At 68.3% G+C, this 20,159-nt stretch carries 23 protein-coding genes and 1 pseudogene; 8 read left to right on the forward strand and 16 right to left on the reverse strand.

Annotation, left to right across the window (positions count from 1 at the left end):
- From VE759_RS16250 to VE759_RS16265, 4 genes are all read right to left on the reverse strand, one after another.
- A partial coding sequence (locus VE759_RS16250) for an acyl-CoA thioesterase domain-containing protein (RefSeq protein WP_324934263.1) occupies positions 1-688 on the reverse strand: 688 nt, incomplete at its 3' end.
- Between the two features lie 37 nt (positions 689-725).
- Positions 726-1,571, reverse strand: a complete 846-nt coding sequence (locus VE759_RS16255; protein ID WP_324934265.1) for a sugar phosphate isomerase/epimerase — start codon at positions 1,569-1,571, stop codon at positions 726-728.
- Positions 1,572-1,625: 54 nt separating this feature from the next.
- Complete coding sequence (locus tag VE759_RS16260) at positions 1,626-2,570, reverse strand: hypothetical protein (protein ID WP_324934267.1); 945 nt, start codon at positions 2,568-2,570, stop codon at positions 1,626-1,628.
- On the reverse strand, positions 2,567-3,571 hold the full coding sequence (locus tag VE759_RS16265) for a Ppx/GppA phosphatase family protein (protein ID WP_324934269.1): 1,005 nt from the start codon (positions 3,569-3,571) through the stop codon (positions 2,567-2,569). Before VE759_RS16265 ends, VE759_RS16260 begins: the two co-directional genes overlap by 4 nt.
- A gap of 147 nt (positions 3,572-3,718) precedes the next feature.
- Here VE759_RS16265 and VE759_RS16270 point away from each other — a divergent pair, with 147 nt between their 5' ends.
- The 3 genes from VE759_RS16270 (at position 3,719) to VE759_RS16280 (ending at position 5,308) form a co-directional block, all read left to right on the forward strand.
- Positions 3,719-3,916: a hypothetical protein gene (locus VE759_RS16270; protein WP_324934271.1), complete on the forward strand. Its 198-nt coding sequence runs from the start codon at positions 3,719-3,721 to the stop codon at positions 3,914-3,916.
- Between the two features lie 310 nt (positions 3,917-4,226).
- The gene (locus VE759_RS16275; protein WP_324934273.1) at positions 4,227-5,012 is read left to right on the forward strand and encodes a hypothetical protein; all 786 of its coding nucleotides are present in this window, start codon (positions 4,227-4,229) and stop codon (positions 5,010-5,012) included.
- On the forward strand, positions 5,009-5,308 hold the full coding sequence (locus VE759_RS16280) for a YciI family protein (protein WP_324934275.1): 300 nt from the start codon (positions 5,009-5,011) through the stop codon (positions 5,306-5,308). Before VE759_RS16275 ends, VE759_RS16280 begins: the two co-directional genes overlap by 4 nt.
- A gap of 19 nt (positions 5,309-5,327) precedes the next feature.
- Here the strand turns inward: VE759_RS16280 and regX are convergent, their stop codons facing one another.
- The 3 genes from regX to VE759_RS16295 all read right to left on the reverse strand — a co-directional run bounded on the left by regX (position 5,328) and on the right by VE759_RS16295 (position 8,120).
- The gene (regX, locus tag VE759_RS16285; protein WP_324934277.1) at positions 5,328-6,014 is read right to left on the reverse strand and encodes a two-component sensory transduction protein RegX; all 687 of its coding nucleotides are present in this window, start codon (positions 6,012-6,014) and stop codon (positions 5,328-5,330) included.
- A gap of 12 nt (positions 6,015-6,026) precedes the next feature.
- Positions 6,027-7,193, reverse strand: coding sequence for a sensor histidine kinase (locus tag VE759_RS16290; protein ID WP_324934279.1), 1,167 nt, complete (start codon positions 7,191-7,193; stop codon positions 6,027-6,029).
- A 132-nt stretch (positions 7,194-7,325) separates the two neighbouring features.
- Positions 7,326-8,120 (reverse strand): PaaX family transcriptional regulator C-terminal domain-containing protein, encoded by a 795-nt coding sequence (locus VE759_RS16295; protein ID WP_324934281.1) that lies wholly within the window; start codon positions 8,118-8,120, stop codon positions 7,326-7,328.
- Positions 8,121-8,214: 94 nt separating this feature from the next.
- Here VE759_RS16295 and VE759_RS16300 point away from each other — a divergent pair, with 94 nt between their 5' ends.
- A complete protein-coding gene (locus tag VE759_RS16300; RefSeq protein ID WP_324934283.1) occupies positions 8,215-9,366 on the forward strand; it encodes an aromatic ring-hydroxylating oxygenase subunit alpha in 1,152 nt (383 codons plus the stop codon).
- Between the two features lie 45 nt (positions 9,367-9,411).
- Here the strand turns inward: VE759_RS16300 and VE759_RS16305 are convergent, their stop codons facing one another.
- The 5 genes and pseudogenes from VE759_RS16305 to VE759_RS16325 all read right to left on the reverse strand — a co-directional run bounded on the left by VE759_RS16305 (position 9,412) and on the right by VE759_RS16325 (position 13,517).
- Positions 9,412-9,546: a hypothetical protein gene (locus VE759_RS16305; RefSeq protein ID WP_324934285.1), complete on the reverse strand. Its 135-nt coding sequence runs from the start codon at positions 9,544-9,546 to the stop codon at positions 9,412-9,414.
- A gap of 148 nt (positions 9,547-9,694) precedes the next feature.
- Complete coding sequence (locus VE759_RS16310) at positions 9,695-10,444, reverse strand: phosphoglyceromutase (protein ID WP_324934286.1); 750 nt, start codon at positions 10,442-10,444, stop codon at positions 9,695-9,697.
- A 12-nt stretch (positions 10,445-10,456) separates the two neighbouring features.
- The gene (locus VE759_RS16315) at positions 10,457-10,951 is read right to left on the reverse strand and encodes a YbjN domain-containing protein (protein WP_324934288.1); all 495 of its coding nucleotides are present in this window, start codon (positions 10,949-10,951) and stop codon (positions 10,457-10,459) included.
- Between the two features lie 38 nt (positions 10,952-10,989).
- Positions 10,990-12,216: pseudogene (gene mshA, locus VE759_RS16320) on the reverse strand (D-inositol-3-phosphate glycosyltransferase); the annotation flags it as partial.
- Between the two features lie 20 nt (positions 12,217-12,236).
- The gene (locus tag VE759_RS16325) at positions 12,237-13,517 is read right to left on the reverse strand and encodes an ROK family protein (protein WP_414687934.1); all 1,281 of its coding nucleotides are present in this window, start codon (positions 13,515-13,517) and stop codon (positions 12,237-12,239) included.
- Between the two features lie 160 nt (positions 13,518-13,677).
- Here VE759_RS16325 and VE759_RS16330 point away from each other — a divergent pair, with 160 nt between their 5' ends.
- The gene (locus VE759_RS16330) at positions 13,678-14,424 is read left to right on the forward strand and encodes an SDR family oxidoreductase (protein WP_324934292.1); all 747 of its coding nucleotides are present in this window, start codon (positions 13,678-13,680) and stop codon (positions 14,422-14,424) included.
- Here VE759_RS16330 and VE759_RS16335 read toward each other — a convergent pair.
- Positions 14,402-15,661 carry a L,D-transpeptidase gene (locus tag VE759_RS16335; RefSeq protein ID WP_324934294.1) on the reverse strand — a complete coding sequence of 420 codons (1,260 nt, stop codon included), beginning with the start codon at positions 15,659-15,661 and terminating at the stop codon, positions 14,402-14,404. The two genes, VE759_RS16330 and VE759_RS16335, sit on opposite strands and share 23 nt — an antisense overlap.
- Before the next feature lie 58 nt (positions 15,662-15,719).
- Positions 15,720-16,772: a UDP-N-acetylmuramate dehydrogenase gene (locus tag VE759_RS16340; protein ID WP_324934296.1), complete on the reverse strand. Its 1,053-nt coding sequence runs from the start codon at positions 16,770-16,772 to the stop codon at positions 15,720-15,722.
- Positions 16,773-16,798: 26 nt separating this feature from the next.
- On the opposite strand from VE759_RS16340, the gene VE759_RS16345 reads away from it, so the two are divergent.
- Genes VE759_RS16345 through VE759_RS16355 form a run of 3 tightly spaced genes read left to right on the forward strand, consistent with a single transcriptional unit; the run spans position 16,799 to position 19,082 of the window.
- Entirely contained in the window at positions 16,799-17,305 is a 507-nt protein-coding gene (locus VE759_RS16345) for a DUF2505 domain-containing protein (protein ID WP_324934298.1), read from the forward strand.
- Positions 17,306-17,328: 23 nt separating this feature from the next.
- Positions 17,329-18,141: a carbon-nitrogen hydrolase family protein gene (locus tag VE759_RS16350; protein ID WP_324934300.1), complete on the forward strand. Its 813-nt coding sequence runs from the start codon at positions 17,329-17,331 to the stop codon at positions 18,139-18,141.
- Entirely contained in the window at positions 18,138-19,082 is a 945-nt protein-coding gene (locus tag VE759_RS16355; RefSeq protein ID WP_324934302.1) for a DUF2993 domain-containing protein, read from the forward strand. Before VE759_RS16350 ends, VE759_RS16355 begins: the two co-directional genes overlap by 4 nt.
- A 6-nt stretch (positions 19,083-19,088) precedes the next feature.
- Here the strand turns inward: VE759_RS16355 and deoC are convergent, their stop codons facing one another.
- Together deoC and VE759_RS16365 are read right to left on the reverse strand one after the other, a co-directional pair.
- Complete coding sequence (gene deoC / locus VE759_RS16360) at positions 19,089-19,763, reverse strand: deoxyribose-phosphate aldolase (protein ID WP_414687935.1); 675 nt, start codon at positions 19,761-19,763, stop codon at positions 19,089-19,091.
- A complete protein-coding gene (locus tag VE759_RS16365; RefSeq protein WP_324934354.1) occupies positions 19,763-20,158 on the reverse strand; it encodes a DUF2599 domain-containing protein in 396 nt (131 codons plus the stop codon). Before VE759_RS16365 ends, deoC begins: the two co-directional genes overlap by 1 nt.
- Position 20,159 lies beyond the last annotated feature (1 nt).

Below are 20,159 nucleotides of genomic sequence, written 5' to 3' on the forward strand. Positions count from 1 at the left end.
GCACCGTCGGCGCCCAGCCGGTGCGACCGACCGCGAACGTCACCGGCATCGAGATGTCGCCGCACATCAACGCGAACAAGATGTCGGGCGCCATGCCGCGGGGCCGGACCCAGATCTGGATCACCGGCGGCTTGCCCGCGGGGGTGCTCTCGGTGCGCACGCTGGACATCAGCGGCCGGATGTCACACCCCTCGGCGTAATTGAAAGTGCCCGCCATCGGGTGATCCGGGCCGATCGGGTCGATGTCCGGCGGCGGCTCCGGAGCCATCAGTGCCACGGCGGGGTTCACGGTCAACAGCGGCGGAACGTGGTGCTCGGGCTCGCCGAGCGTGACCACCGCGTGCACCGCCGCCCGGTCGTTTTCGACGAGTTCGACGTCAACGACGCTTACTCGGCGGCCGGGTTTGCGGACGAATGTGTGTACGCGCAACCGGCCGGGCGCGGGCGCCGACAGGTAGCTCGTCGACACCGCGATTGGCTGCATCGATCCGGTGTTGGCGGTGTTGGCGCTGCGGGCGGTGCCGTGGGCGGTGCGGGCCGCCGCGGCGCACAGCGCCATCATCACGCCGCCGTGCAGCTTCGGCCCGACCGTCCAGTGCTCGTTGAGCTCGGCGTCGTAGATGCCGGTTCGGCCGCTGTGTTCGACCTGGCGCAGCGCCATCGCATCGCTGAACAGCGTTGATCCCATGGACTTCCTTCGGTTCAGCGCAACACGGGCGTCAGGTTCAGCGCAACAGGTGCGTCCGGGCGAAGTCCAGCGACTCCTTCAGCAGTTCCTCGCGCTGGTCCTCGGTGCGCACCCCGGACGTGGTGACCTCAAGGATCACATGACCGGAGAAGTCGCCCGCGGCCAGCATCTGGCAGATCTCCACCGCGGGCTGGGTACCGCGGCCCGGCACCAGGTGCTCGTCGGTGGAAGCGCCGGTGCCGTCGGTGAGGTGTAAGTGTGCCAGTCCGGAGCCCATGCGTGCGGCCATGTCCAGCGCGTCGCTGCCCGCCGTCGCGGTGTGCGACAGGTCGAGCGTGTAATGCGCGTGGTTGCCGTCCAGCGGGTCGTAGGACGGCGCGAATGCCGAGATCGCGGGACCGGGCCTGCCGCCGCGTTTACGCATCCGCTCGACCGACGTCGTGCCGGCGCCGAAGAAGCGGTCGGCCCGGAACGGGAACATGTTCTCCACCGCCACGTGCACGTCGCTGGCCGCCTCGAGCCCGGCCACCTGTTCGGTGAACCCCTCGGCGTAGCGGCGCTGCCAGCGAAACGGCGGATGGATCACGACGGTCTGCGCGTCGAGCTGCTCGGCGGCGCGCACGCTGCGGTCGAGCTTGGTGATCGGGTTCGCTCCCCACACCCGCTGCGAGATCAGCAGACACGGCGCGTGCACGGCCAGCACCGGCACCCGATAGCGCTTGGACAGTTTGGCGATCGCGTCGATGTCCTGGCTGACCGATTCGGCCCACACCATCAGCTCGACGCCGTCGTATCCCAGCCGGGCGGCGTACTCGAACGCGGCTTCGGTCCTCAGCGGGTAGACCGAGGCGGTCGACAGACCGACCTTGATGGCGGGGCGCACAGTGTTTTTCTGGGCTCGTCTGGTGGGCTCTGCTGGTCGCCGTCGCTCCTGCACCTAGCCTGATTGCAGCAGTGCAAGCGGCCCCAACGTGACCAGCGCCCCGACCGCGACGGCGATCAGCGTGCTGCCGATGTCCTCGGTCTTGCGCACCACCCGCACGGCAATGACCAGGCCGAGGATCACCAGCACGGACAACACCAGCGCGACGATGTTGTTCCACTTCCACAGCTGGTCGAACGCCAGGAACAGGCCCGCGCCGAACGCGACCGCGACGATCGACTGTGCCACGACCAGCCCACCGCGCAGCGCTTTCTGCATGGTGGTCTGCGGTGCAGTGCCGAGCGGGCCGCCCGCGGCCGCATCGTGCTCGGCGGTCGGGTCCTCGTCCAGCACGTCGTCGTGGCCGGTGTGGCCGCTGTGGCCGGTGTGGCCTGTGTGGCCGCCGAAGAGGTGCTCGCGCTCACCCCGCAGATAAGGAGGCAGGTCTTCCTCGTCGTCCAACTCGGCGTGCTCGTCGAGCGCGACACCGCGAGCACGGTCGTCGTCCACGTCGTCATCGAGCACATCGTCATCCAGCGGGTCGGGCACCATGTGTTCGGCGCGGACACGCTCGGCGCGAACGCCACGTTCGGCGCGGACGCGCCGGGGTCGGGCGGGCCGCAGCGATTCGATGTAGTCGTCGAGATCGGGTTCGTAGCGGCTGGGGTGTGGCCCGCGCTCGTCGCGGCGGACCGGTTCCGGCTCGGTGAGCGGTTCGGCTTCGCGCTCCGCCGTCCCGTTGGTCGGCGCCAGGTCGAGCGCGTCGGTGTGGTCGAGGTGGTCGCTGCCGTGGATGGTCGGGATCTCGCCGGTCAACTCGGCGACCGTCACCGCTTCGTCGTTGCCGCGCCGACGCCTGCGCCTGCCGCTGATCGGGGGTGACCCGATGGTGCCGTTGCGCGCGAGCAATTCGGCCACGGAGATGGGCCGGGATGCGGGGTTGTCGTGTGGTTCCGTCATCGTGCACTGCCCCTTGGCCGACTAGCTACCTGACGTTCGGCATCCGCAACCGACGTGTCTACCAGGGCTGTTCCGTCGGCTTCGCTGTCGAGTTTCCGCAGAATCAACCCTTCGCGCAACGCCCACGGGCATATATCCAAGCTTTCTATCGACAGCGCTCTCATCGTTGCCTCGGCCACCAGCGCACCGGCCACAATCTGTGGCGCCCGGTCGGCACTCACTCCTTCCAACTCTGCACGGTCGGCGGTAGTCATCCTCGAGATGAACGCGATCAACTGCCGCAGCCCGGTCGCTGTCAGTGTCCTCTTCACCATGGGGCCGGCGCCGGAAGGTGCCGCGCCGGTGAGTCGTGCCAGCGACCGAGCCGTCTTCGATGACGCTACTGCCAGATCTGGGCTGCCCGCCTTGAGCAGCGTGCGGGCGGCCTCGGCCAGCTCGTTGTCCAGCCAGTCGCGAAGCATAGCGACCCTGCGTCGGCCGGGCGGATCGTCGGGTAGCCACTCGCGGGTCAGCCGGCCCGCCCCGAGGGGCAGCGACAGCGCCACGTCGGGTTCCTCGTCCACGCCGCTGGACAGCTCCAGCGATCCACCGCCGATATCGACGTTGGTGATGCGGCCCGCGCTCCAGCCGTACCAGCGGCGGACCGCGAGGAAGGTCAACCGCGCCTCGTCGACTCCGTTGAGCACTTGGAGGTCGACGCCGGTTTCGGCGAACACCCGGGCCAGCACGTCCTCGGAGTTCTTCGCGTCGCGCACCGCGGAAGTGGCGAACGCCATCAATTCCGCGCAGCCCGAGCTGGTGGCGATCTTGGCGAATTCGTCGAGGGTTGAGATCAGCTTGTCGGCGCCGCGCCGGGTCAGCTTTCCGGAGCTGTCGATGGCCTCGGCCAGCCGCAGCGACGCCTTCGTGGAGCTCATCGGTGTCGGGTGGCCACCGCGACGGGCGTCCACCACCAACAGGTGAACGGTATTGCTGCCCACGTCGAGCACGCCTAATCGCACGTCACCAACTTAGTGCGTTTGCAGGCGAAGTGCGGTTACCGGCGAAGTGCGGTTACCGGCGAGTTCCGTGCCGGCATCACATATGCTCCCTGCGCAAGCTCGATGACGGGTGGCGCCGCGTGGAGTTGAGACCGTCTACCGTGCGAATTGCCAGGGGCGAAGGTCTGGCGGCGCTCGGGCGACGTGGTGATGTATATCGCCGACCCGAGGGCGTCCGTCGATCGGTTGCTGGCGGCGATCGAGGGCCGCGCCGATGGCAGCGACCCGAAGGCGTTGGTTACCAATCGGCTCGGCGCGCTGGTCCATGGCCCGGATGCGGCACGGGCCTGCCGTTGCGTGACGTGATTTCGACCACGCAGCAATCAATCATGATTTTGCGGGGCCGGGTCGGTGCCGATCCCGTCGGTCCCGAAGGCGCCGGCAGGTTCTCCGGCGACCGGTCATCGACCTGGCTGCGGGAAACACATCCGGCCTCGGCCGCCCGGGTGGCAGTCGCCGCCGCGGCGGCCGAACCGTTGCCACTGGGATACCGACGGCCAAGCCGCACAAGGTCTCCGGGCGCGAGCACCAACCTCACCGAAACCCGTTAGAACGGAATGGCATCCGTTTGCGGTGATGTCGTCATGAACGGCTTGGGAAGGGTACGTTAATCATCGTGAGCGGATCGCATCCCGGCGAGGTCGAACTGGACTTCGCCCGCGAGTGGGTGGAGTTCTACGACCCGGACAATCCCGAGCACCTGATCGCCGCCGACCTGACATGGCTGCTGTCGAACTGGACATGCGTGTACGGCACCCCGGCCTGTCGGGGCACGGTCGCGGGCCGGCCGGATGACGGCTGTTGCTCGCACGGGGCGTTCATGTCCGACGACGACGACCGCGCTCAGCTCGACGACGCGGTGACGCGGCTGACCGACGAAGACTGGCAGTTCCGCGAGAAGGGTCTGGGCAAGAAGGGCTATCTCGAGATGGACGAGTACGACGGCAAGCCCAACCTGCGGACCCGGAAATACAAGGGCGCGTGCATCTTTCTGAACCGGCCCGGGTTTTCCGGCGGGATGGGGTGCGCGCTGCACATCAAGGCGCTGAAGCTAGGCGTGCCGCCGTTGACGATGAAGCCGGAAGTTTGTTGGCAATTGCCGATTCGGCGCAGCCAGGAGTGGGTGACACTGCCCGACGGCACGGAGGTGCTCAAGACCACGATCACCGAATACGACCGGCGCGGCTGGGGCGAGGGCGGCCACGATCTGCACTGGTATTGCACCGGTGACCCGGCCGCCCACGTCGGCAAGCAGCAGGTGTGGCAGAGCTGTGCCGCGGAGCTGACCGAGCTCATCGGCGAGAAGGCCTACGCGGAGCTCGCGGCCATGTGCAAACGCCGGGCCGGGCTGGGGCTGATCGCCGTGCATCCGGCGACGCGTGCCGCGGAACGCCCGCGATGAGAGACAAGCTGTTCTTCTTCCGGCTGGTGCCGCCGCGCGCCGACTTCGCGCAGACGATGACCCCCGACGAGCAGGACGCGATGGCTCGCCATGCGCAGTACTGGCGGCAGTTGATGGTCGACGGCCGCGTCGTGGTGTTCGGACCGGTCGCCGATCCGGAGGGTGTGTGGGGCCTCGGTGTCGTGCGCGCCGACTGTCATGAGGAGGTCGTCGGGCTGGCGGAGCAAGACCCGGCGATCTCGTCGGGCCTGTGCACCTTCGACGTCTACGAGATCATGGGCGGTGTGACGGGCTGAACGCGCTGACCGATGCCGGTCAGCCCTCCAGCTTGTATCCCAGACCGCGGACCGTAACCAGGTGCACTGGGTTGGCCGGATCGGCCTCGATCTTGCTGCGCAGCCGCTTGACGTGCACGTCGAGGGTCTTGGTGTCGCCGACATAGTCGGCGCCCCACACCCGGTCGATAAGCTGCCCGCGGGTGAGCACCCGTCCGCTGTTGCGCATCAGATACTCGAGCAGATCAAACTCCTTGAGCGGCAACGTGATCGGCTCGCCGTTGACCGACACCACGTGGCGCTCGACATCCATGCGGACCGGCCCGGACTCCAGCACGCCGTCGCCGAGACCAGAGTCGTCGACGTCGCTGCCGCGGCGCAGCACCGCGCGAATCCGCGCGATCAGCTCGCGGGCCGAATACGGCTTGGTGACGTAGTCGTCGGCGCCCAACTCCAGCCCCACGACCTTGTCGATCTCGCTGTCGCGGGCCGTGACCATGATCACCGGAACGCTCGACCGGGACCGCAGTTGCTTGCACACGTCGGTGCCGCTCATCCCGGGCAGCATCAAGTCCAGCAGCACGATATCGGCGCCGGCACGGTCGAATTCGGCCAACGCGGCAGGGCCGTTGCCGACCACCGTTGCCTCGAATCCCTCCTTGCGCAGCAAAAATGCCAGGGGGTCGGCCAGGGACTCCTCGTCCTCAACGATCAGGACACTGGTCACGAGGTTCGCCTCTCATCCTTCCGACTCGACGTCGGTTTCTCGATACACCGGGAGCGACAACGTGAACGTCGAACCCGTTCCCGGTTGACTCCACAGCCTGATGGTTCCGTTGTGGTTGGCGGCGACGTGTTTGACGATCGCCAGGCCCAGCCCGGTGCCGCCGGTCTGGCGCGATCGCGCATTGTCGACCCGGAAGAACCGTTCGAACACTCGCTCCTGATACTCGCGGGCAATGCCGATACCGCGGTCGGTGACCGCGATTTCGATGTTGCCGCCGCGCTTACGACGGCTGATCGACACCGGCGAGCCGGGCGGCGAATACGAGATCGCATTCGACACAAGATTGGCCAGCGCCGTGACCAGCAGTGTTTGGTCACCCAAAACCCGATAACCGGAAGGCTTGTCAGTGGTAATCGCGATGTCGGCGTTGTCGGCGGCGACTTTCGATCGCGAAAGCGCCTCGGCGACAACGGTATCGACGTCGACGGCGGCCAGGTCCGGCAGCGGCTCGCCGCCCTGCAGCCGCGACAGATCGATCAGCTCGCTGACCATGTTGGCCAGCCGCTTGTTCTCCGCGAGCACCTTCTCGCCGAAGTGGCGCACGGTGTCGGGGTCGTCGACCGATTCCAGCAGGGCCTCGGCCAGCACCCCCATCGCGCCGACCGGCGTCTTCAGTTCGTGGCTGACATTGGCCACGAAGTCCCGGCGAGTGGCCTCCACTCGCACCACCTCGGAGTCGTCGTCGACGTAGATCACCGCGAAGCGGCGGTCCTCCTCGGTGAGCAGCCGGACATGACCGCGCACGGACAGCCCGGACCGGCCCGCGGCGAGCCGGCCCGGCGTCAGGTCGATGTCGACGTCCTCGCCGGTGGTGAGGGCATGCTGCGCGGCCTCCCACGCCCGCGGGTCGAGCAGCCGGTCGCCGACCAGGCCCAGTTCCTGAGCCCTGGCATTCATGAACACCACATCGCGTTGATTGTCCACCACCGCCACGCCGGTGGGCGCGAGTGCGACGATGCGCTGCAGCATTTGCGACACCGTCAGGCCGGCTTCCTGGGCCGCGGTGCGCCGCTCACGTTCTTCGAAGCGGGGGAGCAGATAGCCGCCGACGGCGAAACCTACCCCCAGTGCCAGCAGAGCCGACACCGCGGCGACGAGCACCGCGGCTATCACAGTCACAGCGAAATCGTACGCATCGGGTGAACGTCACCCCAGCAGCGTGCGGCTAATTCTGGACATCTCACAGATACCCACGCTGGAGTTCCATCGCTGTTCACCGACTGTTCTCCAATTTCGAGTGGCGAACCGCTACTAGAGCAGTCGGAACGCGGCATTCATCCGCCGCTTGAAGGCGTCGTCGAAACGATGGTACGTGCGCCGCAACGACGTTGCCGGCCAATCCTCGGGCATAAGGGGCACCGGCAGCAGCGGATCGAGCTGAAGATGGCGGACGACCGCCACCGCCAAAGCGAACTGGTTTCTGAAGTTGGCGGTGGAGCCGGGAGTCGTCGCGCGATTGAGTTCGTCGTCCATTGCCGCGATCAGCCGCCTGGCGTCACGCGCCCACGCGTCGAGGCCGAAGATCGACCGCACCATGTCGACGTCGATGTCGGAGTCGGCCGCTCGGAAGTGGACGCACTGGCCATCCAGGATGGCCCGCAATTCGGGCGACCGGTCGGGGTCGAGGTTGTCCGGCCGGATCCAGACGCCCTCCTTGATCTCGGCGAGATGCAGGGCCGCGGCGGCTTTTCGGAGTGCAACACGGTCGGCGGCCGAGCGGCGTTCCCGGGAGACCACGGCGAGTTCCCACTGCCCGTTCCATCGGCGCGCGGTGGTTTCGGGATGGGCGGCGTCGTCGACGCGGTGGCGCCGGTCCAGCAGGTGACCGGTCAGCGCATAGCTGCCGTCATCGCTGACGAGCTCGCCGCTGGAGACCATTCGCCACAGGCAGGTACGCGTGGCGCCGGCACTGATCCCGAACAGCGACGCGACCGCGATCAGTGCCGCCACCGGAAGGCGCGGCTCGTCGGCACCCAACAATGCCGATGCGAGCACGGAACGAGCAGTCAGCGGGCGGTCTCCGATGAGATCGTCAACCGATCGCATGCCGGTCAACGTATCGCATGCCGGGTATCGCATCCCGGTCAACGTATCACAGATGTATTGACACGCGATGCTCAGACGGTGATACTCAACTGGCATGAACATTCCTGCGACGGCGACGCTTGCCGACGATGCCGAGATCGTTCGTCGTGTCCTGGCGCACATTGACGCCGGATCGACCGACGAAGGCGAGGCCTGGTGCGAACCGGTCGCGAATTATCTTGATCCGGAGCGCTTTTCAGACGAGTTTCGACTGTTGCGTTCGCTGCCGAGTGTGTTCGTCCCGTCGGCGGCGATACCGAATTCAGGCGATCACATCGAGCGGACCGCGTTCGGCGTGCCGCTGTTCGCGGTCCGTGGGCCCGACCGCAAGGCGCGGGTGTTCCGCAACGTGTGCCGCCATCGCGGCGCGGCACTGGTCGATGGACGGGGCTGTGGGCACGCGCTGGTCTGCCGGTACCACGGTTGGACGTATCGGCTGGACGGCGCGCTGGCCCATGTTCCTCATCAGGACGGGTTCCCCGATCTCGACCGGTCATCGCGCGGGCTGGTCGAGGTGGGGTGCGGCGAGGTCGAAGGCTTGATCGTCATCGACGCGCTGGACACCGGCGCGTTCGACACCGGCGGGGCCGAGAATGCGCTGAGCGACGGAGCTGTATGGGCCGAGAAGCTGCTGCCGGCCTCGCAGCTCATTCGCGTCGAGTCGACGCTGCGAGCGATGAATTGGAAGGTGCTCGTCGAGCAGTTTCTGGAGGGCTACCACATCCGCAGCACACATCGGCAGACGTTCTACCCATTGCAGTACGACAACCTCAACATCGTCGAAACATTCGGGCCGAACTGCCGGATCACGTTCCCCTACCGCAATATTGAACGGTTCCGCGATCGTCCGCGGTCGACCTGGACCGCTGATCGACACCTGACGTTCGTGTACCAGTTGTTCCCGAACGCGATGCTAGCGACGTTCCCCGACCAGGTCATCCTGGTCGTGATCGACCCGGTGGACATCGACCACTCGACGGTGACCACCTACGCGATGACGGCGCCCGCGGCGGTGGCGGCGAAGGCGCCGGGCGCCGCACCCAACCTGCTGGAAGCGGGCGCACTCGAAGACAACGAAATGTCGGCCTCCGTTCAGCGGGGCCTGGACAGCGGCGCGAACACCTTCCTGCAGTTCGGCCGCCACGAGAGTGCGATCGGTCACTTCCACGCGGTGCTCGACGAGCGCCTTGCGGGCGTTGCGCGCTAGCGCTACTTAATGCCGTACTTAATGCCGCCGGATCGTCGGGCGCCGCTAGAAGTCCTTCCACTGCTTTGGTTCCAGGCCCGTCTTCTTGTCCAGGTATTGCAACAGCGCATGGGCGGCCAGTTCGATGTGCGTACTCGTCCCAGGAATGGGTTTGCAGGAAGGCGTTCTGTGCCTCGGCACGCGGCTGCACCTCTGCCCAGTCGCTCTGTTGAACGTACTGGCGGGCGTCGATGAGCGTGCGCGCCTTGGCGACCGCGGCTTCGTTGAGAAGGTAGGAGGCCATCGCCTCATTGTCCGCCGGGCGTGCTGCGCTACTTGGCGCCCTGCGCTACTTGGCGCCCTGCGCGGCGACCGCGGCCGCACCGGCCGCGGCGGCCTCCGGATCGAGATACTGCCCGCCGGGAACGCACGGCCTGAGGTTGTCGTCGAGGTCGTAGCGCAGCGGGATACCGGTCGGGATGTTCAGGCCGACGACCTGCTCCTCGGACATGTCGTCCAGGTATTTGACCAGCGCGCGCAACGAGTTGCCGTGGGCGGCGACCAACACCGTCCTGCCGTACCTCAAGTCCGGCACGATCACATCGGTGTAATACGGCAAGAAGCGGGCCACCACGTCGGCCAGGCACTCCGTCAGCGGTCCACCGCTGATGTTGGCGTACCGGGGATCGGTGTCCTGGCTCCACTCGGTGCCCCGCTCGATCGGCGGCGGCGGGGTGTCGTAGCTGCGCCGCCACGCCATGAACTGCTCCTCGCCGTACTTGTCGCGGATCTCGGTCTTGTTGAGGCCCTGCAGCGCGCCGTAATGCCTCTCGTTGAGCCGCCAGCTGCGCCTGACCGGAATCCACAGCCGATCGGCGGTGTCCAACGCCAGGTGCGCGGTGGTGATCGCCCGCCGCAGCACCGACGTGTACAAGATGTCCGGCAACAGGCCATGCTCGGCGATCAATTCGCCGCTGCGCACCGCCTCGGCCCTGCCCCGTTCGCTCAGGTCGACGTCCACCCAACCGGTGAACAGGTTCAGCGCATTCCATTCGCTCTCGCCGTGGCGAAGCAGCACCAGCGTTCCCACGTCAGCCATGGCAGGAGTCTCTCACGGTGCGTTTTGTCCGTCCTCGTCGATCAGGTGCCGGAAGGCCTCCAGGTTCTTCAACGACTCGCCACGCGACACTCGCCACGCCCATTCCCGCCGGATCGAAGTACGAAAGCCCAACTCCAGCAACGTGTTGAAGTCGGATTCCACCGCCTCAAGCACCTGGCCCAGCACCCGGTCCAGCTCCTCTGCGGTGACCGCCTCCCGGGCGATCTGGCCGACGAGGTATACATCGCCGATGTTGTCCAGGGTGTAGGCCACCCCGTAGAGCCGACGATTGCGCTTGAGCAGAAACCGGTACACGCCCTCGTGGTTCTCGTCGGGCTTGCGGCAGACGAATGCCTCCACCCGCACCGAATGCTCCCCGATCGTCAACATCGTGTTGGTCTTGAGTTTGCGCTCCCCCGGCAGCTCGACAATCAGTCCGCCGGCGTGGCGGGAGTAGGTCAGTTCCCGCTCGGCCAGCGCGGCCTCGATCGTGGTCTCGACACTCACGCCCGCGCCCACTGATGTCCGTTGTGCCGCATCATCGTGATCGCCCGCCGGTACGCGGCCAGCAGCCCGTCGACGGTATGACCCCACGAGAAGTTCGCCGCATGGGCGACGGCGGCGCGGCTCATCGCGCGGGTATCGCCGCCCAACAGGCCGCCGATCGCGGCGGTCCACCGGTCGACGTCGTGGCCGTGCACCAGCGCCCCGGTGGTGCCGTCGCGCACCGCGACCGGCAGCCCGCCGACCGCGGCGGCCACCACCGGCGCTCCGCAAGCTTGCGCCTCGACGGCAACGAGCCCGAACGACTCCGAATAGCTCGGCACCGCAACCAAATCGGCGGCGCGGAACACCGTCACCAATTCCTCGCGGGACTGCGGCGGCAGGAACGTCACCCGCGACGAGATACCCAACTCGGCGGCAAGCCGAACCAGCCCGTCGGGTGCCTGCAGACCGCTGCCGGACGGTCCGCCGGCCACCAAGATCCGCAGCCGGCCGAACCGATCGGTCAGCCGCGCCGCGGCGCGCAACAGAATGTCGGGCGCCTTGAGCGGCTGGATCCGGCCGACGAACGCGACGACCTGCTCGTCGGGTCGCAACCCGAGTGACGCGCGGGCCAACCCGCGATCACCGGGGGTAAACAGCTGCAGGTCGACGCCGGGGTGCACCACGTCGATGCGGTTGGGGTTCGCGTGATGCAGCGAAACCAGTTGGCGCGCCTCGTCTTCGGTGTTGGCGATCAGGCGGTCCGCCTCGTCGACCACCTGCTGCTCGCCGACCGCCCGCAGCGGCGGCTCGGGCGCGTCGCCGTCGGCCAGCGCGGCGTTCTTGACCCCTGCCAGCGTGTGCGCGGTGTGCACCAGCGGCACCGCCCAGCGGTCCCGGGCCAGCCAGCCGACCTGCCCGGACAGCCAGTAGTGCGAGTGCACGATGTCGTAGTAGCCCGGCTCGTGAGTGGCCTCGGCGCGCAGCACGCCCGCCGCGAACGAGCACAGCTGCGTTGGCAGGTCGTATTTATCCAGCCCCTCGAAGGGGCCGGCGACGACGTTGCGCACCAGCACGCCGGGCGCCACGTGCACGACCGGCGGATCGGCCGATGACGTTGCCCTGGTGAAGATCTCCACCGCCACCCCGCGGGCGGACATCTGCAGCGCGGTTTGCAGCACGTAGACGTTCATGCCGCCGGCGTCGCCGATGCCCGGCTGTGCCAACGGAGAGGTGTGCACCGACAACACCGCCACGCGCCGGGGCGTCGCATCGATTTGCCGCACACCCCATGTCTACAGGACGGCTACGCGGACACCTCCGGGCGGCGCGTCAGCGCGCGTCGCATCGCGCCGATTGGATCGGCGTACAGCCCACCGAGTGACACCACTCCGGCGCCGGCCTCCTGCACCCGGTTGCCGAACACGGTGACCCGGATATCGCGCGGCGGCAGCACACAACGGGCCGTGTAGGCCGCATCCACCAGACTCATCCCTTCGGGATATTCGGTGAACGCCTGGCCGCCGACTACCACGTCGTCGGGGTTGAGCATGTCGCGGAGCAGCGCGACCGCCTCGCCGAGCACCCTGGCCCGCTCGCCCAGCAGCTCACGCGCCGGTTCACTGCCCTGCCGCGCGGCCCGCAACAGCGTGGCGAGCGTCGCGTTGGCGCCCCGGGCCGACACGATCCGCAGCCGTTGTGCCGCGGCCAGCACCGCCTCGTCGCTGACCGTCGACTCCAGCCGGCCCGAGCCGCCCAGCAGCTCCGATTGCGCGGGCAGCGCGGCGATCGTGCCCGGGCCGCTGGCCGGGGTGTGCACTCGGCCGTCGATCACCAACGCGTAGCCGACCGTCTCGCGGGCGTAGATGTAGAGGCATGATCCCCGGTCGCTTCGCTCCTGCCCGCCGGGCCTCGACGACGACCCTGCGGCAAACCGGCGCATCCCGAGCAGCAACTCCGCGCCGGCCATCGCGTCGACGTGCGACGCCACCGACACCGGCAGGCTAAGCGTCTCGGCCAGCACGGGGCCGACCGGCGCGTCGGTCCAACCCAGCCGCGCATGCTCGACGTGCCCGGTGGTGCCGTCGACCGCGCCGCCGATCGCCACGCCGACCCATAGCGGGCGGCGGCGGTGCCAGCGGCTCAGATAGCGCCGGGCGCTGCCGGCCAGCGATTCCAGCGCCGCCTTCTGCGCGGTGCGCGGCGTCGACGTCTCGACGACGTCGAGCGTGCGGCCGAACAGGTCGGTGGCCACGATGCTGGTGGTGCGGGCCCCGATGTGCAGCCCGAGGGTCAGGAACGGCTCCTGATTGACCTCGATTGGCACGCGGGGCCGCCCAATCGCCCCGGACACCGCCAAATCGGCGCGCTCGCGCAGCAGTCCGGCATCAAGCAGCGCGGTGACCTGACGATTGACCGTCGCGATGGACAGCGATGTCACTTCGGCGATGACATCGCGGGCGATCGGCCCGCGCATCCGCGCCGCGCCGAACACCGATGCCGCGGCGGCGTCGGCCACACACAGCGACGGCGCGATGACGTGGTGGCGGGTCCGAAGCGGATGAATCGTCAGGGCGGTGGTTCGCACGGTGGTCGTCCTTGGTTGTCGGTCCGGCGGATGCTGGCCACGCCTGGCGACTCGAAGGGACGCGGCAGCGATCAGGCGTGGCGGATACCGGGGCGACAACACTGCGGTGCGAACACGCCTAGAACTTAGCATGGCTTGTTGCCGAACTAGAGTTGGGCAGATGACCACACCACAGTCGGGTCGCCGGGTCGCGGTGGTCACCGGCGCCAGTTCCGGGATCGGCGAGGCCACCGCGAGAACCCTTGCAGCCCAAGGATTTCACGTGGTGGCGCTGGCCCGGCGCGCCGAGCCGCTCAAGGCTCTGGCCGACGAGATCGGCGGCACTGCGGTTGTGGCCGACGTCACCGACCAGGCCGCGATCGACGAGCTCGCGGCCGGCCTGGACCGGGTGGACGTGCTGGTCAACAACGCCGGCGGCGCGAAAGGCATGGAACCCGTTGCCGACGCCGACGTGGACCACTGGCGGTGGATGTGGGAGGCCAACGTGCTGGGCACGCTGCGGGTCACCCGCGCGCTGCTGCCGAAGCTGATCGAGTCCGGCGACGGGTTGGTCGTCACGGTCACCTCGATCGCCGCGTTCGAAATCTACGACGGCGGTGCCGGCTACACCTCGGCCAAGCACGCCCAGAGCGCACTGCATCGCACGCTGCGCGGCGAGTTGTTGGGAAAACCGGTGCGGCTCACCGAGATTGCGCCGGGAATGGTGGAGACGGAGTTCTCACTGGTGCGGTTCGGCGGTGACCAGCAGAGGGCCGACGCCGTCTATGAGGACATGACCCCGCTGGTCGCGCAGGACATCGCGGAGGTCATCGGGTTCGTTGCGTCCCGGCCGTCGCACGTGGACCTCGATCTGATCGTCATCCGGCCGCGCGACCAGGCGTCGGCTACCCGCCGGGTCGGCCGTTGACCGGTTGAGGCGCGCCGGACGGCGTGGCGGGCGCGGTACTCGGCATGCCGGGCGGCGGCTGCGTGCCCGAAAGCGCCGACATCGCAACCCAGGTGTCCCAGTCCACGGCCCAGTCCCAGATGTCACCGTCGGAGTATGACAGCCGGATCGACGTGCCGGTGACCTCGACCGGGTCGCCGTAGATCGCGCTGTTGAAGTACTGAATCGCGTTGTCCAGGTTCAGATTGATGCAGCCGTTGGTCACGTTCGTATTGCCTTGGGCGCCAAGACTTTCGGGGTTGCAGTGGATAAATTCACCGTTGTTGGAGATGCGCACCGCGTACCGTTCGTGCACGTTGCTGTAACCCGCGGCCGGATTGGACATCCAGAAGTCGGCGTGCTTCTCGCTCACCACGTGGGTGCCGGTGCGAGTGACGTTGCGCGGCTGGTCGGCCTCGCCGTAGCTGCACGGGAAGTCCATGATGACGGCGCCGTCCTGGTTGAGCACCTGAATGCGATGAGACGGGGCATGAGCCTTGACGATCTGCCGGCGCCCGATCGTGAAGTGCAGCGACAAGTCCTCGGCGCCGTACTCGCCGTCGCCGAACGAGACACCGTAGATCTTGGCTTCGACGGTCACGTTCGTCCCGGGCTGGTAGTACTCCTTGGTGCGCCAGTGCGCCCGCGAGCCCTGCTTCTCGTCGGGCAGCCACGCCCAGCTGCCCTCGGTCTGCGGGTCGGTGGTGACCCTCAGCGCCCGCTCGACCGCGGCCTTGTCGCTGATCGAGGAGTTGAACTGCAGGATGATCGGCGCGGCGACGCCGACGCTCTGGCCGTCGGCGAGCTGGAACTGCCCGCTGACCGTTTTGTGCGGCTTGACCGTGGTGAAGCCGCCGCTCACCGGCATCACGGTGCCGTCGCGGCCCACCACCGAGCCGCCCCAGGTGTACTCGACGCCGTAACCGAGCGGTTCGGTCACGGCGAAGGAGGTGCGGTCGTGGCTAACCGATCCCGCGACCATCTTGCCGTCGGAATTGGTGAGCGTGACCCGCTGGAACCAGCCGTCGCGGACGTCGGCGCCGACCGGCGCGGTCGGCACGATGTCGCTGGCGCCGTTGGCCGGCCGATACGTCACGGTCGGCTTCGGCGGCGGCGCCGATTGCGACTGTTTGCTAGAACCGCCGAAACACGACGCCAGCGCACCCGGCGCGACCACTCCGACCGCGAACACCGACAGTACCCTGCGTCGACTCAACATCGGCGAAGGATTGGCTGGGGTCACGTCGACACAGGATACGGGGACCCGATGGCAGTTGCTAAATCGTCACTCCTACCAGGACCGGCTCGGGGGCCAGCGCGATGCCGAAGACCGCCTGAACGCCGTCCCGCACGGTACGGGCGAGCCGTACCACATTGTCTGACGTGGCGCGGCCGCGGTTGGTGATTGCCAGGGCGTGTTTCGTCGACAATCGCGCCGGTGCGTCCGCCCCGGGGTAGCCCTTGCTGAAGCCGGCCCGCTCGACCAGCCAGCCGGCCGCCAGCTTGACGCCGGGGTTGGCGGGCCAGTGCGGCACCGCGGTGTCGAACCGCTGTTGCAGCCGCTCGAAGTCCGCCGTGCCGATCACGGGGTTGGTGAAAAACGAACCGACGCTCCAGGTGTCGTGGTCGGCCGCGTCGAGCACCATGCCCTTGCGGGTGCGCAGCGCGAGCACTGCGTCGCGCACCCGCGCCGGATCGGTGCGCTCCCCCGGCTCGGCGCCCATGGCGGTAACCAGCTCGCCGTAGCGCAGCGGCGCGCTGCGACCCGACGCGTCGAGTTCGAACTCCACCTCGAGCACGACCGCGGCGTCCGAATGCTTCAGCACGCTGCGGCGGTAGCCGAAGCCGAGCGCCTGCGGCAACACCCAGCCGACGTCGCCGGTGCGCCGGTCAAACAGCCGCACCCGGGTAAGCGTGTCGGCCACCTCGACGCCGTACGCGCCGACGTTCTGCACCGGGGTTGCGCCCGCCGATCCCGGGATGCCGGACAGGCACTCCAGGCCACCGAGGCCGTGCGCCAGCGCGGTGACGACGACGTCGTCCCACAACGCGCCCGCCTCCGCGCGCACCCGGCAGCCGTCGACGGTGATCTCCGTGTTGGCGAGGCGCACCACGGTCAGATCGGTGAGATGGTCGGCGATCACGACGTTCGACCCGCCGGCCAGCACCAGCGGCCGGGCGTCGTCCAGGTCGCGCAGCGTCGTCACGATCTGCTCGGTTGAGGTGCAGGTGATCAGCCGCCGTGCGACGGGGCCGACGCGCAGTGTGGTGTGCGGCGCGAGCGGCACCCGCTCGGACACCAGTGCCCCTGCATACGCCGAACTGGTCACGGCGGCTAACGGTAGCCTGGCCTGCTATGCCGCGTTCATTCGACTTATCGGCCGAATACAAGGCCACCGTCGAAGAAGTGCATCACGCGCTCAGCGACGAGCACTATTGGCTGGCGCGGCTGGCCGACTCCGGCGCGGACATCGCGACCTTGGATTCGATGACCGTGGCCGCTGACGGCGGCGTCGAAGTCGCCACCACCCAAACGGTGCACTTGGACCGGCTGCCCGCGTTGGCCACCCAATTCCACCACGGCGACGTGCACATCGTGCGCGGCGAGAAGTGGGGCCCCATCACCGGCGGCGAAGCCCACGCCGAGGTCACCGGCCGCATCGCCGGCGCGCCCGCGTCGCTGTCGGGCAAAGCCGATCTGGTGCCGACCGAGACCGGCTCGCGGCTGCAGTTCAACGTGACCATCGAGGTCGACATCCCGCTGGTGGGCGGCAAGATCGAGTCGTTCATCGGCGGCAAGCTGGCCGAACTTCTCATCGCGGAGCAACGATTCACGACGGCGTGGATCGCCGAGAACGCATAGGCAGCACCGCTAGGCTTGCCGTCATGCGCATTGCGTTGGCGCAAATCAAAAGCGGCACCGACCCGGTGGCCAACCTTGATCTGGTCGCCGAGTACACGCGGAGGGCGGCGCACGCGGGCGCGCGGCTGGTCGTGTTCCCGGAGGCGACGATGTGCCGTTTCGGGGTCCCGCTCGCGCCGGTGGCCGAACCGCTCGACGGGCCGTGGGCGGCGCGGGTGCGCGAGATCGCGGCGGATGCTCACACCGTCGTCGTCGCCGGCATGTTCACGCCGAGCGCCGACGGTCGGGTGTTCAACACGCTGGTGGCGACCGGGCCCGGTGTCGACGCCCACTACGACAAGATCCACCTCTACGACGCGTTCGGTTTCACCGAATCGCGCACCGTGGCACCCGGGCGAGAACCCGTGGTAATCACGGTCGACGGCGTCGACATCGGGCTGACCACCTGCTACGACATCCGCTTCCCGGCGCTGTACGTCGAGTTGGCGCTGCGTGGCGCGCAGCTCATCGTCGTGAGCGCGTCGTGGGGCTCCGGGCCCGGCAAGCTCGACCAGTGGACGCTGCTGGCCCGGGCCAGGGCGCTGGATGCGGTGAGCTTCGTGGCGGCGGCCGGCCAGGCGTATCCCGGTGACGAGCTGGCCAGGCTGCCGACCGGCGCCGGCGGCAGCCTGATCGCATCGCCGCTCGGCGAGGTGGTGGATCAGGCTGATGCCGAGCCGCGGCTCGTCGTCGCCGACATCGACCTCGACCAGGTCACGGCCGCCCGCGACACCCTTGCGGTGCTCAGGAACCGCTCAGGGTTCGTTCAGGTTGGTAAGGCAGAATCTCGCGCGTGACAAATCCGCAGGGCCCGCGGCCCGCCGATCACACCGCGTGGGCCCGCCCCGCCGACACGCCCACTCAGGCCGCCCGCGTGCCGCCGGGCACACCACCGCCACCCGGATATCCGGCCGCGTCGGTGCCGCCGGGCGCACCGCCGCCGCCACCCGGATATCCCGGACACCCCGCCGCCGCGCCAACACCGGAGGGCCCAAAACTGCGACGCCGCTTCCGCCTTCGCGACCCGCTGTCGATCGTCCTGATCGTCGTGATCGTGGTGGCGCTCATCGCCGCCGGCCTGCTCGCCGGTGAGTTGTACGCCCGCCACGAGGCCAACAACCGGGTGGCCGCCGCCACCGAGTGCGTGGTGCAGGACAGCGCAAGCGTGTCGTTCGGGCCGACGCCATTTCTGTTGCAGCGGATGACCGGTCACTACGGCAACATCTCAATCCAGACCGCCGGCAACCAGATTCGCAGCGCCAAGGGCATGAAAGCCGACGTGCGCATCGACGACGTCCGACTGGAGCCGACCGCCAACTCGAAGGGCACCATCGGGGCGCTGGACGCGACAATCACCTGGTCGGCCGAGGGCATCAAGCAGACTGTGCAGAGCGCCATCCCGCTGTTCGGCAGCTTCCTCAGCGGCGTCAAGACCAACCCGTCCAACGGCACCATCGAGCTGCAGGCCGCGATCGGCGGCGTCACCGCCAAGCCGCAGGTGGTCAAGAACGGGATCGGAATGCAAGTCGTGAGCCTGAACGGGCTGGGCTTCACGCTGCCCAGCGAGACCGTGCAGCCGGCGCTGGACGCGTTCACCACCCAATTGACTCAGAACTACCCGCTCGGCATCCACGCCGACAGCGTGCAAGTCACGAATACCGGTGTGGTTGCCCATTTTTCGACACGCAACGCGGCGATCCCGCCGGGCAACACCGACCCGTGCTTCGCGAATCTGTAACGGCTGCTAGCGGCGGAATCCGTCGAGCACCGCGCGGGTGCCCGACAGCCCGAGCCGGGTGGCGCCCGCTTTGATGAGCGCGCCGGCCTGTTCGGCGCTGCGGATGCCGCCGCTGGCCTTGACGCGTAGCCCGACGCCCGACATCAATTCCACCGCACGGGGCGACGCGCCACCACACGGGTGAAAGCCCGTCGACGTCTTGACGAAATCCGCGCCGACGTCCCTGGCGATCCGGCACACGTCGACTACCAGTGGCGACCCGCATAGTTCGAGTAATGCCGCGGACTCGATGATGACCTTCAGCGTCGCCGTGGGGACGGCGCCACGCACCGCCGCGATGTCGGCCTCCAGTGCGTTCCAGTCGCCCGCCAGCGCAGCGCCGACGTCGATGACCATGTCGATCTCGGCGGCGCCGTCGTCGACGGCCTTGGCGGCCTCGTGCGCCTTGATCGCGCTGAGGTGTTTACCCGACGGGAAACCCGCCACCGCGGCGATCGGCAGCCCGGCCCGATTGGCGCTGATCGCTGCTCTGGCGACGGGCACCATCGACGGTGACACGCACACCGCGTACACGCCCAATTCGGCGGCCTCGGTGATGAGGGCGGCCACGTCGGCGACGGTGGCTTCCGGCTTGAGCAGCGTGTGGTCAACCATCCCGGCCACCTCGGCCCGGGTGAGCATCAGAACGGTTCTTGGCTGCCACCGGGGTTGCAGCCCGAGGCGACCATTTGAGAGTCGTCGACGACCGGTCGCCACGGCTCCAGATTCCAGCTGACCTTCCCCGGCTGGGCGAATTCGGCCAGTTGCCAGTGGCAGACGAATTGCTGGCGCATGCCGGGGGTGTCGGCGTCGGGCGACAGTGCGAGCACCTCGGACCAGGCCTCGTCGGGGCCGACGAAGTTGGTGCTGGCCGCCCGGCCGGCCTGCGTGGGGTACACCCGCAGGCTAGAGAGGTCGCCCCAATGCGCCCACTGGGTGTGGTCGATGAACGGCGGGGCGGGGGCGGTGTCTGCGTGAGCGGGGGCCGCGACGACGATCGGCACCGCCGCTGCCGCAGCGGCCAGCGTTGCGCGCAGC

The organism is Mycobacterium sp., assembly GCF_035640695.1.
Classification (GTDB): Bacteria; Actinomycetota; Actinomycetes; order Mycobacteriales; family Mycobacteriaceae; genus Mycobacterium.